At 44.5% G+C, this 15130-nt stretch carries 14 protein-coding genes; 6 read left to right on the forward strand and 8 right to left on the reverse strand.

Going from position 1 to position 15130, the window contains the following annotated elements; all coding sequences use genetic code 11:
* Window positions 1-38: 38 nt before the first annotated feature.
* From NYE35_RS13585 to NYE35_RS13595, 3 genes are all read right to left on the reverse strand, one after another.
* Window positions 39-1340, reverse strand: a complete 1302-nt coding sequence (locus tag NYE35_RS13585) for a sensor histidine kinase (RefSeq protein ID WP_256715451.1) — start codon at window positions 1338-1340, stop codon at window positions 39-41.
* 73 nt (window positions 1341-1413) lie between these two features.
* On the reverse strand, window positions 1414-2073 hold the full coding sequence (locus NYE35_RS13590; protein WP_036686413.1) for a response regulator transcription factor: 660 nt from the start codon (window positions 2071-2073) through the stop codon (window positions 1414-1416).
* Between the two features lie 212 nt (window positions 2074-2285).
* Complete coding sequence (locus NYE35_RS13595; RefSeq protein WP_076104282.1) at window positions 2286-3776, reverse strand: 4-hydroxyphenylacetate 3-hydroxylase family protein; 1491 nt, start codon at window positions 3774-3776, stop codon at window positions 2286-2288.
* 202 nt (window positions 3777-3978) lie between these two features.
* Between NYE35_RS13595 and NYE35_RS13600 the strand changes: the two genes are divergently transcribed.
* Complete coding sequence (locus tag NYE35_RS13600) at window positions 3979-4356, forward strand: BlaI/MecI/CopY family transcriptional regulator (protein WP_036686415.1); 378 nt, start codon at window positions 3979-3981, stop codon at window positions 4354-4356.
* A 5-nt stretch (window positions 4357-4361) separates the two neighbouring features.
* Window positions 4362-6602, forward strand: coding sequence for a M56 family metallopeptidase (locus tag NYE35_RS13605; protein WP_341121236.1), 2241 nt, complete (start codon window positions 4362-4364; stop codon window positions 6600-6602).
* A 166-nt stretch (window positions 6603-6768) separates the two neighbouring features.
* On the opposite strand, the gene NYE35_RS13610 is transcribed toward NYE35_RS13605, so the two are convergent.
* Window positions 6769-8832 carry a methyl-accepting chemotaxis protein gene (locus NYE35_RS13610; protein ID WP_036686418.1) on the reverse strand — a complete coding sequence of 688 codons (2064 nt, stop codon included), beginning with the start codon at window positions 8830-8832 and terminating at the stop codon, window positions 6769-6771.
* Between the two features lie 375 nt (window positions 8833-9207).
* On the opposite strand from NYE35_RS13610, the gene NYE35_RS13615 reads away from it, so the two are divergent.
* From NYE35_RS13615 to NYE35_RS13625, 3 genes are all read left to right on the forward strand, one after another.
* Window positions 9208-11163 carry an AraC family transcriptional regulator gene (locus NYE35_RS13615; protein ID WP_341121238.1) on the forward strand — a complete coding sequence of 652 codons (1956 nt, stop codon included), beginning with the start codon at window positions 9208-9210 and terminating at the stop codon, window positions 11161-11163.
* Window positions 11164-11420: 257 nt separating this feature from the next.
* The gene (locus tag NYE35_RS13620) at window positions 11421-11606 is read left to right on the forward strand and encodes a hypothetical protein (protein ID WP_036686420.1); all 186 of its coding nucleotides are present in this window, start codon (window positions 11421-11423) and stop codon (window positions 11604-11606) included.
* A 208-nt stretch (window positions 11607-11814) separates the two neighbouring features.
* Window positions 11815-12273 (forward strand): hypothetical protein, encoded by a 459-nt coding sequence (locus tag NYE35_RS13625; protein WP_076101754.1) that lies wholly within the window; start codon window positions 11815-11817, stop codon window positions 12271-12273.
* On the opposite strand, the gene NYE35_RS13630 is transcribed toward NYE35_RS13625, so the two are convergent.
* Window positions 12274-12654 carry a hypothetical protein gene (locus tag NYE35_RS13630; protein WP_036686425.1) on the reverse strand — a complete coding sequence of 127 codons (381 nt, stop codon included), beginning with the start codon at window positions 12652-12654 and terminating at the stop codon, window positions 12274-12276.
* Between the two features lie 84 nt (window positions 12655-12738).
* Here NYE35_RS13630 and NYE35_RS13635 point away from each other — a divergent pair, with 84 nt between their 5' ends.
* Window positions 12739-13206, forward strand: a complete 468-nt coding sequence (locus NYE35_RS13635; RefSeq protein ID WP_076104277.1) for a hypothetical protein — start codon at window positions 12739-12741, stop codon at window positions 13204-13206.
* Between the two features lie 375 nt (window positions 13207-13581).
* Here NYE35_RS13635 and NYE35_RS13640 read toward each other — a convergent pair whose 3' ends face one another.
* The 3 genes from NYE35_RS13640 to NYE35_RS13650 are packed head-to-tail and all read right to left on the reverse strand — an operon-like array spanning window position 13582 to window position 15053.
* A complete protein-coding gene (locus tag NYE35_RS13640; protein WP_076104276.1) occupies window positions 13582-14337 on the reverse strand; it encodes a class I SAM-dependent methyltransferase in 756 nt (251 codons plus the stop codon).
* Between the two features lie 13 nt (window positions 14338-14350).
* The gene (locus NYE35_RS13645; protein WP_036686430.1) at window positions 14351-14698 is read right to left on the reverse strand and encodes a cupin domain-containing protein; all 348 of its coding nucleotides are present in this window, start codon (window positions 14696-14698) and stop codon (window positions 14351-14353) included.
* A gap of 16 nt (window positions 14699-14714) precedes the next feature.
* Window positions 14715-15053 (reverse strand): cupin domain-containing protein, encoded by a 339-nt coding sequence (locus NYE35_RS13650; protein WP_036686432.1) that lies wholly within the window; start codon window positions 15051-15053, stop codon window positions 14715-14717.
* Between the last annotated feature and the right edge of the window lie 77 nt (window positions 15054-15130).

Below are 15130 nucleotides of genomic sequence, written 5' to 3' on the forward strand. Positions count from 1 at the left end.
GGATGATGCTGAATCATCCTAACCTTAAACTATAGATGTTATAGAGTAGGTGAACAGATGTTATGGAGTTGTAAAAAGATGCGGATACTTGTTCCTTGACCTAAAGTAGAATTCAGTGAAATTCTGGCTTGATGTGCATCTGCGATTTGCTTGCATAAAGATAAACCAAGACCCGCACCCCCGTATTCGCGTGTGCGCGATTTTTCACCTCGATAAAAGGGTTCAAAAACACGCGCGCTCTGTTCCGGGGTCATCCCAAATCCCGAATCACATACTTCCAATATGGCTTCATTTTGCAATGCATAGGCAAGCAAGCGGATGGTGCTCCCTTGCGGAGATGCATGAATGGAATTTTCGACAAGGTTAACCAAGAAGGAAGCTAGCAGATCATGATCACCCCAAACCGCAGGGATCGAATAATCCATTTCTAGTTTGATGCCTGCTTCGTCCAATTTAAGCTGCACAATCTGTTTAACCGATTTGAACAAATCTGATATGTCTACTTGTTTCAGAGTCAGAGGATGATGCCGTAGGACGGACAAATCCAGCAGTTTGAAGGCTAAATTCTTCAGGCGTAAGGTTTCACTAAGGATATATTGACCTGCCATCTGCTGTTCTTCCTGGCCTATATTTGCGGAAGTCAGAAATTCAGCAAATCCCTGCATACTGGTTAAAGGTGTGCGCAGTTCGTGGGCGAGGTTATCGACCATTCTCTGCTTTTCATCGGCCATATTAGACAGTTCGATCACGTGCTGTTCCACTGCGTTTGCCATTCGGTTAAAGTTCAGGGCTAACTCACCAAATTCATCTTTACTGCGCAACTGCACACGCTCAGTATATTTGCCTTCAGCGATCGTTTTTGTAGTCTTTGAAAGCTGTTTAAGTGGTTTGGTCAACTGCCGGATCAGCAAGTAGAGTAATAGGAGCAGAATTGGACCGATAATCCAGTTAATCATTACAAAAAAACGGTTCAGCTCATGCTGCTTAGCATACAGGTCACTGATATCACGTTGATAAACGATCGTCAAAGCTTGATAGGGAGCAGGGAGCTCAGTAGAGAGTTGAATAGAATGTGATTCCGGCGTTGAGACGGATGGGACTCCGGCATTCGGATAAACCAGCTGGTCATTCTCCCAGAGCTGTAGTCCGATTCCCTGCTTATGATAAAATTCACCATAGGATTGAGCCACGCTGGAGATTAAAGTAGAGGTAAGTGTGGCCCCACGGGTCTGAATCGATTCAAGATTTTCATAAATGTTGTTTGCAATTAATAGCTGTTCGCTTGAAGCACGCTGCATTTCGCTGTCCATGTTCAGCTGCCAGCTTTTTTTCATAATCATTATTACACTCACATCTAGGGCGACGATGAAGAAGGCGAGGACTGACAGCAGAATTTTATGCCAGAATCTCATACTAGACCTGAACTTCCAAGCGGTAACCAAGCTTAAATACGGTTTTAATTCGTTCTTCCCAGCCTAGTTTTTTGCGCAGCTGCCTGATGTGGACATCTACGGTACGGGTATCTCCTTCAAAATCATAGCCCCAGGCTAATTCCAGCAACTTTTCCCTTGATAAAGCAATGTTTCTGTTGCGGATAAGGACTTCAAGAAGCTCAAATTCCCTAGCGGTTAAATCTACGGGTAGTTGATCCACCATGACAAGCCTCTCAAGATAACGTACCTCAACGTTTTCACAAAGAAAATTGGAAGTGCCTTTTTCGCTCCTGCGTAACACCACATTGATTCTTGCCAACAATTCAAGGATTTCAAAAGGTTTAATGATATAATCATCGGCGCCCAGCTCAAAGCCCTTGATGCGATCAGCCAGTGAATCTTTAGCGGTGATTAGAATCACCGGAATTTGTAAGTGAGCAATCCGCTGCATGATCTCAAAACCATCCAGTTCGGGCAGCATTATATCGAGCAGAATTAAATCGGCCTTTTCACGTTCCAGCAGTTCAATAACCTCCAGCCCGCGATAAGCCTTGCTATAGGTATGTCCGACTAATTTTAGATTCATAGTAATTAAGTCACTGATTGCACGTTCATCTTCTACGACTATGATATGGCCCATAGTTCATTGTTCCCTCCTAAGCTAGCAAATCACTTCCTAATGCTAATAAACTATAAACAACTTATTACAGAATTGTCCAGTGAAGGTATGAAAAAGCATCTAGTTCTTCATAATTTTGATTGTGAATAGAGCTCAAAAAGGACTGAAAGAGAACGAAAGCAGTCTCTTAATCAATCCTAAAACACATCATTATAAGCCTTTGCAACTCTTTATTAATTGGAAATTCCATCCGTTGTTGACTTAGGCAAGGGGGTATCGGGGGCAATAAAATCGTGAACGATTTGACGGAAATATTCGTGATTATCATAGCTGTTGTACATACGCCAGGCCACCGTTTGGGAGTTGCCGAAAAATAACCGCTCGAACTGGGTTTGACGACCTCCGAATGCACCCGCTCCTAGTTCCCACGCCAGCCGGAATAAGGCATTTCGATACCATGCATCCGAGACATTCCCCTTCAAATATTCATAAAGATAAGAACCAGCGCTTGATGTAAAGTCGGCTTCAGAGGGGATCATGATGAGACCGCTTGAACTGAGGTTTTGAACCATTTCAACCATTTCTGGATAAAACTCTGAAAAGTGAATGGTTGAAGCCAATAGTGGTCCCTTGTCTGGAACGAGATATCCAAATTTGTCGAGCGAAGCCCCTATTTCCGCTGCAAGTCTTAAGGCTTTGAAAGTTTCTAAATAGGTTAATATTCTGGAAATAGGCAAAATCGTGTAGGATTCAAGGACAGCGTTTTGTTCTTCAGCCAAAGACTCTAGCATACCAAGAAAAAACTCGGTTTTTGCAATATAGCGGGTGACAATTTGGTGGGCCATATGCGTATGAAAGTTACTCTCGCCGAATAATCGGGAACAGTACATCTCATCGCCATAATAAAATATACGATCATGAGGGATAAGTACACGGTCAAAGATAACAAGGGTATCCATTTCTTCATATCTTGAACTTAACGGATGGTCGTAAGTAGATGAGGCAGCGTAGCTTTCACGGCAAAAAAAAGTCATTCCAGGCAGATCATTAGGCACCGCAAAGGCAAACGCAAAGGGATTATCATCATCCACAAGTGAGGGTGAGGGAGTCGGGAATACAAGCATTTCATCGCAGGTAGCTCCCTGTGTTGCCATCATAAAAGCACCGGTAACAATCATCCCCTCATCATTGATTTCTACGACTTTAGCAGCGATAGAATCCTCTGTAGCATCAATCTGGCCGGATATTTTGCTGGCTTGAGGCTGGATGAAGGCATGGGATAAGGTAATGTCATAATCACGACAGTAGGCATAGTATTTTCTGAGGTTCTCAGCATATTTCGGATTAAGGTCCTCAAGGATATCAGCAGCTGTGAAGAGAGACATAATGGCTGTATTCATATAATCGGGGGAGCGTCCTAAAAATCCATGATGTCTATTGGACCAGAGTTCAATCATTTTTCTCCGGCGTTCTAAATCTTCAGCATTTTTGGGTGGAAGAAAAGATAAACCAACAGGATCTCCAGTATCAGGTGAAGGATAGGTCATCTGCGCCAAATAACGTTCATCACACTGCATGTTATACATTTCAGCTTGTGTTTGTATGAGACCCTGAAAGGCAGGGTGTTTGGATAAAGGACCTTCAATACGTGTTCCTCTGTACCAGATATTGATCTTTTGCCGGTCGATTCGTTCGATGTATTGATTACCTGTTTTTATAGGCATAGGTTCCACCTCATTGAAGTCATCTTTGACTAATAAGCCGTATTATTGCTATTAATGTACGTGACCATGAATCTACGTGTACATTGTCCATATACCGTGTGTGAACAGGGAGTTTGGGGTTGACATAAACGAAGCTGACTTGTATATTTTGGATATTGGATTACAAATGTAGTCATGCCAGGAAAGAATGGTGGATAGTATTATGTCTAAGGAAACTCCAAGGATTTCGGATGCCGAGTGGGAAGTGATGAAGGTGCTGTGGGCAAGTGCCCCGCGCACTGCAGGTGAGATTGTTGAAGCACTAGAAGGCAGCAGGGACTGGAACCCAAAGACGGTACGGACGTTGATTAAGCGTCTGACAGAGAAGCAGGCTATTGGTTATAACCAGACAGGTAGGGTGTATTCATATTATCCGCTGGTGAGGGAAGAGGAATGTGTCCAATCGGAGACACGATCCTTTCTGAAGCGGATCTACGGTGGAACTCTGCGCCCGATGTTGGTCAATTTTTTGCAGGATGAAAAGTTGTCCCGGGAAGATATTGAAGAATTGAAGAGAATTTTGGATGAACGAAAGGACTGAGCCGCTTGCTGGAAGCTGCATACAATCTGTTCGTCAAGGTATTGTCGCTGTCTGCCATGGCGAGCGTGCTGGCTCTGCTGATCTTATTGACCCGGTTCCTGTTCAAGGATCGTCTAAAACCTACCTGGACGTATCTTCTGTGGATACCACTGATCGTGAGGCTGGCAATACCTTGGGCACCAGAAAGCACATTTAGTATTTTTAATCTGTTGCCGCTGGAGAAAGAAGCGGCGCAGAGTACCATTTTTCCGTCAGTACAGTCGGAAATCGGCTTTACTTATATGCCCGGGTTGACCGGAGAGGAAGAGGAAGCAGCGTCAGTTACTGGAATTGCAGAAACTGGACCTTTGCCGGGAGCATCGGCATCGGATGATGTGGCACAAGTCAATCCGCAAATAGACAGTTCTACCAGGGCGACCGATTCAGGGTGGGAGCCTCTACATTTACTGGTTTTGGCGTGGCTTGGCGGAGCCGCGGTGGTACTGGGCTTGTCGGTTCGAGCACAACTGCGATTTACCGCACGGGTTCGAAGGGAACCAGAGATTCATTCCTTAGAAATCCAACGGTTGTTCCGAACCTGTCAGCAGGAGATGCAGGTACGGCGCCCAGTCAAGCTGATCGAGACGAAGCAGATTGCCGTACCGACACTACTTGGCGTTATACGGCCCAAGTTGCTGCTGCCCACCTCTACTTTACACACTCTGGAGACGAACGGGCTCCGTCATATATTCCTTCATGAGCTGGCGCATGTGAAGCGCCGTGATATTTTGCTAAATCTGCTGACAGGTCTGCTGCTGGCCATGCATTGGTTTAATCCTCTGTTGTGGTATGCCGTACGCCAAATGAAAGAGGATCAAGAGGTTGCCTGTGATGCTCTGGCCTTGAAGCATCTTGAACCAGCGTGCCACAGAAGTTATGCCCTGACACTTCTCAAATTGTTAGAAACCTTACCCGACCCGATCCGGTTGGCAGGTACAGCTGGCATTTCGAGCAGTAAAAAGGAAATGGAAAGAAGGATTATCATGATTACCAGACACAAAAAATTTACGGCAAAAAACTCACTGCTGGGCCTAGCTGTAATTATGGTCTTAAGTGGCTGTACCCTGACAGGGGCAAAGCTGAATTCTGCATCAGCCCCGGCAAAGAGCGCTCCTGCTACTTTTCGGGCAGAAGCGCAGGATAAAGAGAGCACGGCTTCCAGCGTTAAAGGCACTCTATTGGCGGAAAAAAACGGAATCACGGTATCTGCTAATCCCACTGGGGAGAATGCACTTTTGCATAAAGTCACGGTAGATGTGCGTGGTGAAGTAAGCCGTACGTTCTTGTGGAATGCCGGGGAAGATGAAACTCGGCCTCCATTGATTGAAGAAGCAGATGTGAACGGGGATGGGACTAAAGAAATCTTCATACGCATTACGACCGGCACAGGTACCGGACTTTCTATGAGTGAGATTCATGTGCTCCAGCCTGTTACCTTGGAAGAGCTTGTGGTCGAAGATCCGATCGAAACGTTGAATCAGAGGCTGAAATCCTCCATTACACACCGAAATAACCATACCTATGTATCTGCTGAACTGGACGGAAAGCATTTGACCAAAGTATATGATTACACTGAGGGAGCTTGGGGAGAGAAGGTCGGATTTGGCTCAATAGTTTCATACGAGCTGATAGATGACCAAATTATAGCCCACTTGGCTGGTGCAGCCTCTATGTCTGAGTTTCCGCTCGAAGTTATTGCCGTTTACGGGAAGAATCTGACCATTGAGAGCGCACAGATGTACTATGGTTCGTTTATATCTCCACCGCTCAGTGAACAGGACATCAAGTCCATGATGGAAAAACAGCTTCCGGCAAGCGGTTGGACCTTTAGCAAAGACGGAGATCAATATAGGGTGGATATAGATCCACTGAATGGCGAAGGGGAAGGCAACAGCTACAAAATTAATCCGCTTACCGGAACGGTTCATGACGTAACTTCTGGCAGTCCACTGAGAAGTCTTGTAAACCGAGAAGCGATAGATCTGTGGGATATCTCTAACGGTACAGAATACCAGAAGGAACTGTATAAGTTACTCCAACCTATCTTTGATACAGAGGGTTTCAAGCCAACAGGTACGGACTGGATTTCAGGGTTTATCGGGGATGGTTATTTGTTCAGTGATGTTAGGCAAGGAAGCAGGGAATTCACGATTAAAGTAGATGTCTTTACTGGTCAGTGGGAGGAAATTCCTGACCCGTATAAATAGTTAATTATCATAGGTCTGTACCGTACGATTGAAGAGACCATTACTAGCGAATTGAAACTAAAAGCAGCCAGTGCGCGCCGATGGATTATCGGCATGCACTGGCTGCTTAATTTTTCTAGAAGGGAGGATAGTCTCATGACTGCGTAACTTACGGATGACTAGAGGGCTATTCGACCTGGAACTGGTTTAATTCGTCCTGAAGCTTTTTGGACAACTGGTTGAGCTGCTGGGATAGCTCGGCAACCTGTTCAATGCTGTCCAATTGTTCCTGCGTGCTTGCGCTAACTTCTTCCGTCGAAGCGGAATTCTCTTCTGTAGTTGAAGAAATGATTTCGAGTGCCTGTAGGATTTCATCTTTGTGCTTATGGACTTTGGAGGTGTTGCTGCTGATTTGAATCATACGTAATCTCAAAGCCTCCAAATCGCTGTTGATGCTAAAGAATACCTGTTTCGTAGCCTCCACGGATTTTGCATTTTCTTCGGCAATTTCAAGTCCTTGGGCTGTGTATTCCACGGATGCTCTAGTTTTTTCCTCGATTTCATGAACCTTTCTGCCAATCTCCTGTGTGGCCTGTGCGGTCTGCTCCGCCAACTTGCGAACCTCTCCGGCAACAACGGCAAATCCGCGCCCCTGTTCTCCCGCACGTGCTGCTTCAATGGAAGCATTTAGCGCCAGCAGATTGGTTTGCGTAGCGATTTGATGTACCGTGTCCACGATACTTGAAATTTCATGACGGCTTTGATCAATATCATGAATGGCAGACGATATCGAATGAGTGGAGTTGTGATTTTCTTCTGCCCATTTCGATAACTGATTCAATACACCTAACCCCAGTTCGCTCTGGTCGGCAGAAGCCTGCACCATCGTCTCTATGGCTATGGCATCATTTGCGATTTCGTCAATTTGACCAGATAATGATCCGGTTTTTTGCAAAATCGTATCCGTTTCAATCGACTGGTAGTTGGTCGCATTCGCAATCTCATTAATGGCCGTTGCTGTATCGTTCATCGTTATAGCTGTACGGGAAGAAATGGATTGAAGATCTTTTGAGGACTGGTTTAATACCTGAGCGGAGGTACCCACTATTTGAAGCATCCCTTGAATTTTCTGGACCATGTTGAATATTCCGTTGGAGATCTGTCCAATTTCGTTGTTGGAATAGGCATCAAATTGAACAGTCAAATCCCCATTTTCCACCCGTTTGATTTTGGTGAGCAGCTTCGGTATGGATCTGAGTAGATAACGGAGTGTGATATACGAAAATAGAACGAGCAGAATCGCCGCTGCAACAAACCCGCCAATAGTAATCCAGGTGAACTTTTTTAATTCGGAGAGCACTTCACGCTCTGAAATAGTTAAACCTACGGACCAGCCGGTATCTTTACTTGTGGCATAGCCGATGTAACGGCGTTCTCCGTTGTCATTAATCAGATGTACGCCGGATTCACCAGCGATCATTTTCTTGCCGATCCCCCCAAGATCACCTGGCAGCTCATTAATCTTTTCCTTTGTGACCTTAGACTGGTCTGGGTGATACAGAATATCACCTGTTTTGGAGGCGAGAATGGAATAACCAGTGCTGCCTAGCTTATAGCTTTCCATTATCTCAGGGATATTTTTAGACGCTATATCAACCGCGACAAAACCGATTAATGTATTGTTGTCATTTTTTATCGGATAAAAAATACCCATCAGCATATCGCCTGTAGTGATGTCAATATAAGGATCGGAGTAGTATAGGCCGTCTGCTTCGATTGCTGGCTTATAATACGGCCGTTCTTTAATGTTAAAAGCAGCATCTGATGTCGTCCCATTGTTGAGGATGTAAAAACCTTTGCCGGCAGTACTAGCAATCCATGCATCTGCAAAAGTGGGTTCCACCTTTACAATGGCAGCTAGTGTCTTTGCTACTTCAGCGGCATGCGGTGAAGTCTTGGCCATTTCTGGAGATTTGGTGGTTTCGATGTATTGTTTGAATAAGTTATTCGTTGACATTTGCTTGACCAGTGAACCCTTTTCCTTAAATAGTGCATCAAATTGACTGACAAGTGCCTGTGTTTTGGTCTGAAGCATAGATTCTTGTTGTTTCACAAGTATGCTGCGAGTGCTGGAAAACATAAAGGTTCCCAAGATTGAGAAGACGACAACAATAATAACTAAAAGTACAATGGACAAAGTATTTGCTATGCTTGATGAACCGAACCGCCTTTTTTTTAGTTGTTTTAACATGCTACCATCTCCCCCAAGTTGTCTCTGAGCAAATAGCTCATAAGAACATATCGGAAGATAGTGAGATTTTCGAAATAGTAATTTTGAGAATAAAAAAATTAAATTAAAATGGATAACGCACAGGATAAACCCTTGACTGGTGCGGGATTTCAAGATGGTGGGGGGCGAGGGAGATCTTAACAATTAGTCTGTTGACTTGGCACATTGAAGTTACCGATTAGAGGCGAATTGTTATTTTTTTAGATGATGCTTAACTGCTTTTTTCGGACTTCTTGTTTGTATATTGCTTCCAGCTCTTGCGGTTGATAATGATTATCAATTATACTTCCGATAGGAAGGAGGCGAGTAAAGATTTTAAATACTGATGATAATTTGATGCTCTGGGATTATGCACATATCCGGCTGGTTGATATTCGCCATATGTGGTTTAAGGCCGGCGACAAGCTGACCTCCTATAGGTTCCCCGCTGCAGGTTTTTTATATATGGTTCGCGGCAACGCAGGTTTTCGGCTCAATGGAAATAAACATGCTGCAGAACGTTTTCATATCCTACACAGCGGAAAGGGAGGGCAACTGGATATTGATTGGGTCAGGGAGGAAATGGAGTTTTATTTTATTTTCTATAAAGCTTCGCTTTCGCTAACGTCCGGATCAGGTGTACGTAGACTTTTTGAAAGAAACAGTCCTTTTCAAAAACAATATGAATTTGCTCCGGATGCTCCAGTGGTTTTACTGTCTCAAGTAAAGGAGATGCACCGAAAATGGCTGGACTCAAGTTCACTTGAACGGATTCAGATCAAAGCAATGCTTTATCAATTTGTCTACGAAGTTGAGCGGCAGAGACAGGCATATGGAGTCTATCCCGTCAAGCCGGATCTGGTGGAGCAAGCCGTTCGATACATACGGGAATATTACAGTCAGCCTATTACCTTATCCTCTATTGCAGAGCAGCTTAATTATAGTGTGACCTATGTGGCGAAGCAGTTCAAAAGCAAGACGGGTACCAGTCTGATTGATTTTCTTATTCGGACGCGAATAGATAAGGCGCAGGAACTGCTGCTAAATACCGATGCATCATTGCAGGAGGTTGCCGCCGGAGTGGGGTACACGGACCTGTCCTATTTCATCCGTATTTTCAAGAAAACAACCGGTGTGACTCCGGGTAATTTTAAGTCATTGGCCCAAGACTCTGCCAAAGGATCAGATCGTCCTAAAATCAGGCTAAGATTGTCTAATGCAGGATGGGCTGAGCCAAGTTATATTGTTAATGATCATGATAATCATTATCAATATAGAGGAAAAGGGGATTTACTGATGGTTAGAAATACAAAAATGTCAATGGGAGCAGCGATGCTGTTATGTCTGGTTTTAATGCTTAGTGCTTGCTCTTCAGGGAACAGTCCTGTTAATTCTGCGAATGCTGGCCCTAGTCCGGTATCCTCTGTGCAAACAGAGACAAGTCCACCGGACTCAGCCACCAATTCAAAATCTACAAGAGTATATAAAGACAGTCAGGGGCATGAGGTTGATATTCCAGAGCGTCCACAGCGGATTGTGCTGCAGGGTAATTCGATCGGAGACCTGCTGGCACTCGGGATTCAGCCGGTCGGTGTCGACCGCCGGTTTATTGAAGAATCAGTCTATTTGGACAAGGAGACAACCCCGGCACAGGATATCGGATTTCCTACAAATCTGGAACTTGTTTTGGATCTGGAACCGGATTTAACTATGCTAGGTTATGTGATGGACAAACAATATGAAGAAGTGTCCAAAATATCACCTACTGTTGTATTTGACCAGAGTAAACCCTTGTCTGAGCGTCTGCCTGTCATTGGTGAGATAGTGGGTAAAAAGGCTGAAGCAGAGCAACTGTTGTCCGAATATAATCGCAAGGTCGAGAATATGTGGAGCGGATTGCGTCAGGAAGGCAAACTTGCCGAAGGAGAAACAGCGGTAGTGCTGATTTATTATTGGAACAAGACAATGTATTTGATGAAAACTGGTGGCATTCCTGCACTGCTGTATCAGCCGCAGGGCTACAAAATGTCCGAGGCAGTGAAGGAAATCGAGCCGGCAGAAGGCGCGCCCTATATTGAGGTCTCCCCTGAGCTAATGCATAAGATGCTTATTGGTGACCATTTGTTTGTCATTTATCCGGCCAATGCTGATGCGGAAAATTCCTTTAATGAGTTAATGAAAACTGCGTTGTGGAGCTCGCTCCCTGCTGTAAAGAGCGGAAAAGTTACTTTTGTGGAGACCAAATGGAATTATGACGATATGCTGACCAGCAGCATGCTGCTGGATGAGTTCCCTAAACTGCTGGCTAAATAAATGAGATCTCAGGTTAACCCTTGACGTGAAGTTTAATGACCGTTTTGAATGAGAGAAGTAAGATTCAACAAAGAAGCAGTGAAGTAACTCGCTGCTTCTTTGTTTTGCTTATAAAGTAGAGGGTGTTGAATATAGGAAAGTAATCGGCTCATTGATTTTTGTTGATTAGCTAGACGCTAAGAGTAGCATCGATTAATCTGAAGAAGTGGAATGCGGGTTATGATTGAATCGTGGACACAGATAAACGGAGGCTGACTATGACTTACTCACAGATTTGGAACAACTCAGGAAATGAAGCCGATATTCTCTATTTGGAACAGCAGATTGAAACCGTTAAAAAAGAAATAAAACGAGCAGAAGCTGCAGAGCTTCAGGAAATATTGGAACAATCAAATCGTAAGCTGGCTGAACTGGAAGCGAAGCTGGACGAGCTAGAGGATTAGGGGCAAGCCGTCCATCGTACCGCCCATAGAGTGGCTTTTCTGCGCTAGTTTAGGAACAAAACAGCTTGGGGGCTGACTTGACTTAAGTATTTCCTTCTGACCCCTGGCTCGTGTGCTATGTAGAAGTTAAAATAAGCAGATTTGCACCGATGTCTTTATAGTTTTATAATTGTAGCTTACAGAATCGTATTACTGGGAGGAATGGGAAATGGATAAAAATAGAAAATACATGCTTGTCGGTGCGCTTCTGACAGGGGTAGGTGTCTCTTTGATGGCCTATACAGCAAGCCGCTATACTTCGTTTAAACGAATCGTAGCCAATACCATCCGATTGGAAGAAATCGCCTCTCTAGAAATCTCGCGATTGTCTTCAGTTCCCGGTGAAAAGAAAGACATCATTATTACTGATCCTGCTGTTATTGAGCGGATCTTTACTGATTTCTCTCATGTTCAATTAATGAAATCGGCCCGAAATGTCAGTTCTGACAAAAATTTCAGCTATTATATTACGATAGTTCAGGCTGATCGCAAGCAACGATTTGATATTATTTTAAAAAGCAGACAGCATATGATCATCTATGACAATGATTTAAGCAATCCTCACTTGAATGCATATAAAATTATCAGTCCTTATAATCCGCAAGCACTGGAACAGGTTTTTGACTGATTATATAGAAGTGCGCAATGAAGTAATATCGTAGCCCATTTCCTGCATAGCATCCAATCCATATATGATTTCTATTGTCCGGGTGCCGTCCCAGCCTTTAGCCGTTCCATATTCGATCCATTCGCGGATACGCTGTGGATGGTTTAGATTATAGACAACATCAAACCCTTTTTTATGGTTTTGCAGCAGATAGCCTGTATTCAGCGGACATCCGGCAATCGGATCATCCCATGTTAGGATTTGGATGCGTAGCGGATGGAGCTTTACATTTTTATGATAAACCTTTAATTCAAGCAGACTCCGTTTGTCATGGATTCGCATGCCCAGTATGTAGCTGTATTCCAGTCCCCTGAGCGTGATAGAACGCAGCTTTTTTTTCATAATAATCGCCTCTCATCCCAATAATTTTGTTATCATAGCAAGCATAGGGATATTTTTCAAGCAATCAACAGGGAGGATGTTCATATGAAGTATGAATTTGGGATCATGGCATCCATTACAGAATTGGTGGAGTACCCGGATGAGCAGAATGATGCCTACATTGCGCACCCGAATTTTCAGATCATCATGGATCAATTGGGCATTACAGTACCCGTTGCGGAGATTTATGAACATTTTTTTGCCAACCCTGTTCACAACGGACATGTGCTTGTTTACAGCAATCCAGTGCAGCCAAACGCTTGTATTGTCCTCGACACTTACCGTGATCCGCTGGACCAGCTAGATATGATTTATTTCGGATGGCGCTGTTCGTCCGAGATAGACTTGATCCGCGAGCTGTCCCGGCGTTTTTATGATGAATGTGAATTTGCGGTCCGTTATGAAGAAGGTCAATCCGTACTTTACAAGTTGTTGAAGGAGGATACCTATCCGCGAAAATTTTACTACAATACCGTGTTTGAGCAGCAGTTGAAGCGATACCCGGCAAAATAGGCGATAGAAATACATAACCGAATAACTTAGCAAAAAAACGCGAGTTCAGGGCAGTGCTACCCGGACTCGCGTTTTCTATATATTTGATTTTAAAATGTTCTGCTTCATTCAGGCAATTACTGCGCCGTCAGCAGCTGCTCCAGAATTTCGGAGGGAGCAGCGGATTTGGGCGAACTTTCATTTTTTTGTTGCGAACAGGCACTTAACACAGCAAACTGAGGCACAAGGCATAAACAGATTTAGCTTTCATCGTGAGTTCCTTTCAAGCGGTTATTTTGACTTCCAGACGGTAATATTGATGAATTTTGTTGATAATCATTCTCAACGTCAGTGGAAATAAAAACCTATCATAAGACATGATAGGCCTGCGCACAACTATTGTTTGCTGCTGCAAACGGCAATATAATTCAGATCTTTACCCGTCGTATTAAAAAAGGTATACATCTTTTTGAACTGTTCCCGGTTCTCTTTCTTGAGCCCGTTTTTCACAATACGTAGCGCCCCGATAACCCCTTCATCACGAATGAGTCCATTGATACTCATCAAGGACATGGGACCGGTAGCATTGTCTACTTGCTTAAAGCCTGCGGAGTGGAATAATCCCGCCCAATGCCCAACAGACAGTGGCTCGACATTGATGTGAATGGTGCGGCGCAGCTCGGCCAGATGTTCTTCCATATTTTCCTTGGCAAAGGTAATATCATGGGTAAGCAGAATGCCGCCAGGTTTCAGTACCCGATAGTATTCGGCGACTGCCTTTTCCTTCGCAGGCTGGTTAAGCATCGTGAGCATGGCTTCATTAATGACAACGTCAAAGCTCTCATTCTCAAAAGGTAGCTTCAGTGCATTTCCTTGCCGGACACGGATATAGTTTTCCAAGTTGGCATTTTTGATATTTCGGTTTGCTTTTTCCAGCGCCCGCGGGTCCATATCGATGCCGGTAATTTGACAGTGATATTTCCCGGCCAGTTGAATGGAGGTGGTGCACATATTGCAGGCTACCTCCAATACCTGGTTGTCCGTACTCAGATTGGCTTGCTGGATCAGCCAGTTGGTTGCTGCAACGCCGCCGGGCCGCAAACGTTTTTTTCCCAGCCGCGCCAAAAAATTATGGCCTACTTCCTTTTTCATCGCATTCACCCTATTACTTATCCGGCTTGACTACAACCAGAAGCATCTGAAACGCCTCTGTTGCGTGTAGGGCATGCGGAATATTGGCCGGCATAACGAGGGTCTCCCCGGCATGAACAGTGTACTTGTCTTCTCCAATTGTAATTTCCGCTTGCCCGGACAAAATGTTGACCATGGCATCTCCCGGGGAAGAATGTCCCCCAATCGACGAGCCTTTGTCCAGCGAAAGAAGGGTCATTGCCAGATTTGGCCGCTGTACAAGGGTCAGACTGGAAACCTGCTGTTCCTCTATTGTGATGATGTCCTTCAAATCAATGACTGCGGATTGCGGCAGTTTTTTAATGAATAAACCTGTTTCCATTTTGATTACCTCCGTTTTATATACTGATTTGCAGAAATTTGCAGCTGCTGCGGGCGGAATAATCATGCCAAGTGCCCGCTGGGACGATAACGGATGCGCCGGCTGTCAATTGATAGGGCTCTTCCGCCACCAGCAGATGAAGCTCGCCTTCCAGCACATGGATGATTTTAGATTTGGGGGAGGTCTCTGAACTGATGGTCTCCTCCTGATCCATGGCATACAATACCCATTCCGGTTGTGCCGCTGTTTCGGCTGCAGATACGGGCAATGCCAGCACTCGGCTCGCAATACGGTGTGGCTTAACGCTGATCATATCTGTTAAAAAAAATACCTTGCCTGCTGTAATTCCACTCATACGATCCCCCTGTTCAAAGTACAGCATTTTGTTTATTTCCAAATTGCTTGATTGAATGATTCCTGCAATTTGATATA

This window comes from Paenibacillus sp. FSL L8-0494 (assembly GCF_038003695.1).
Taxonomy (GTDB): domain Bacteria; phylum Bacillota; class Bacilli; order Paenibacillales; family Paenibacillaceae; genus Paenibacillus_AQ; species Paenibacillus_AQ odorifer.

Bases quoted from the DNA above. Each gene is read 5' to 3' on its own strand.
- NYE35_RS13585 (WP_256715451.1), bottom strand. From the start codon at position 1,340: ATGATTATGAAAAAAAGCTGGCAGCTGAACATGGACAGCGAAATGCAG.
- NYE35_RS13590 (WP_036686413.1), bottom strand. From the start codon at position 2,073: ATGGGCCATATCATAGTCGTAGAAGATGAACGTGCAATCAGTGACTTA.
- NYE35_RS13595 (WP_076104282.1), bottom strand. From the start codon at position 3,776: ATGCCTATAAAAACAGGTAATCAATACATCGAACGAATCGACCGGCAA.
- NYE35_RS13600 (WP_036686415.1), top strand. From the start codon at position 3,979: ATGTCTAAGGAAACTCCAAGGATTTCGGATGCCGAGTGGGAAGTGATG.
- NYE35_RS13610 (WP_036686418.1), bottom strand. From the start codon at position 8,832: ATGTTAAAACAACTAAAAAAAAGGCGGTTCGGTTCATCAAGCATAGCA.
- NYE35_RS13615 (WP_341121238.1), top strand. From the start codon at position 9,208: ATGCTCTGGGATTATGCACATATCCGGCTGGTTGATATTCGCCATATG.
- NYE35_RS13620 (WP_036686420.1), top strand. From the start codon at position 11,421: ATGACTTACTCACAGATTTGGAACAACTCAGGAAATGAAGCCGATATT.
- NYE35_RS13625 (WP_076101754.1), top strand. From the start codon at position 11,815: ATGGATAAAAATAGAAAATACATGCTTGTCGGTGCGCTTCTGACAGGG.
- NYE35_RS13630 (WP_036686425.1), bottom strand. From the start codon at position 12,654: ATGAAAAAAAAGCTGCGTTCTATCACGCTCAGGGGACTGGAATACAGC.
- NYE35_RS13635 (WP_076104277.1), top strand. From the start codon at position 12,739: ATGAAGTATGAATTTGGGATCATGGCATCCATTACAGAATTGGTGGAG.
- NYE35_RS13640 (WP_076104276.1), bottom strand. From the start codon at position 14,337: ATGAAAAAGGAAGTAGGCCATAATTTTTTGGCGCGGCTGGGAAAAAAA.
- NYE35_RS13645 (WP_036686430.1), bottom strand. From the start codon at position 14,698: ATGGAAACAGGTTTATTCATTAAAAAACTGCCGCAATCCGCAGTCATT.
- NYE35_RS13650 (WP_036686432.1), bottom strand. From the start codon at position 15,053: ATGAGTGGAATTACAGCAGGCAAGGTATTTTTTTTAACAGATATGATC.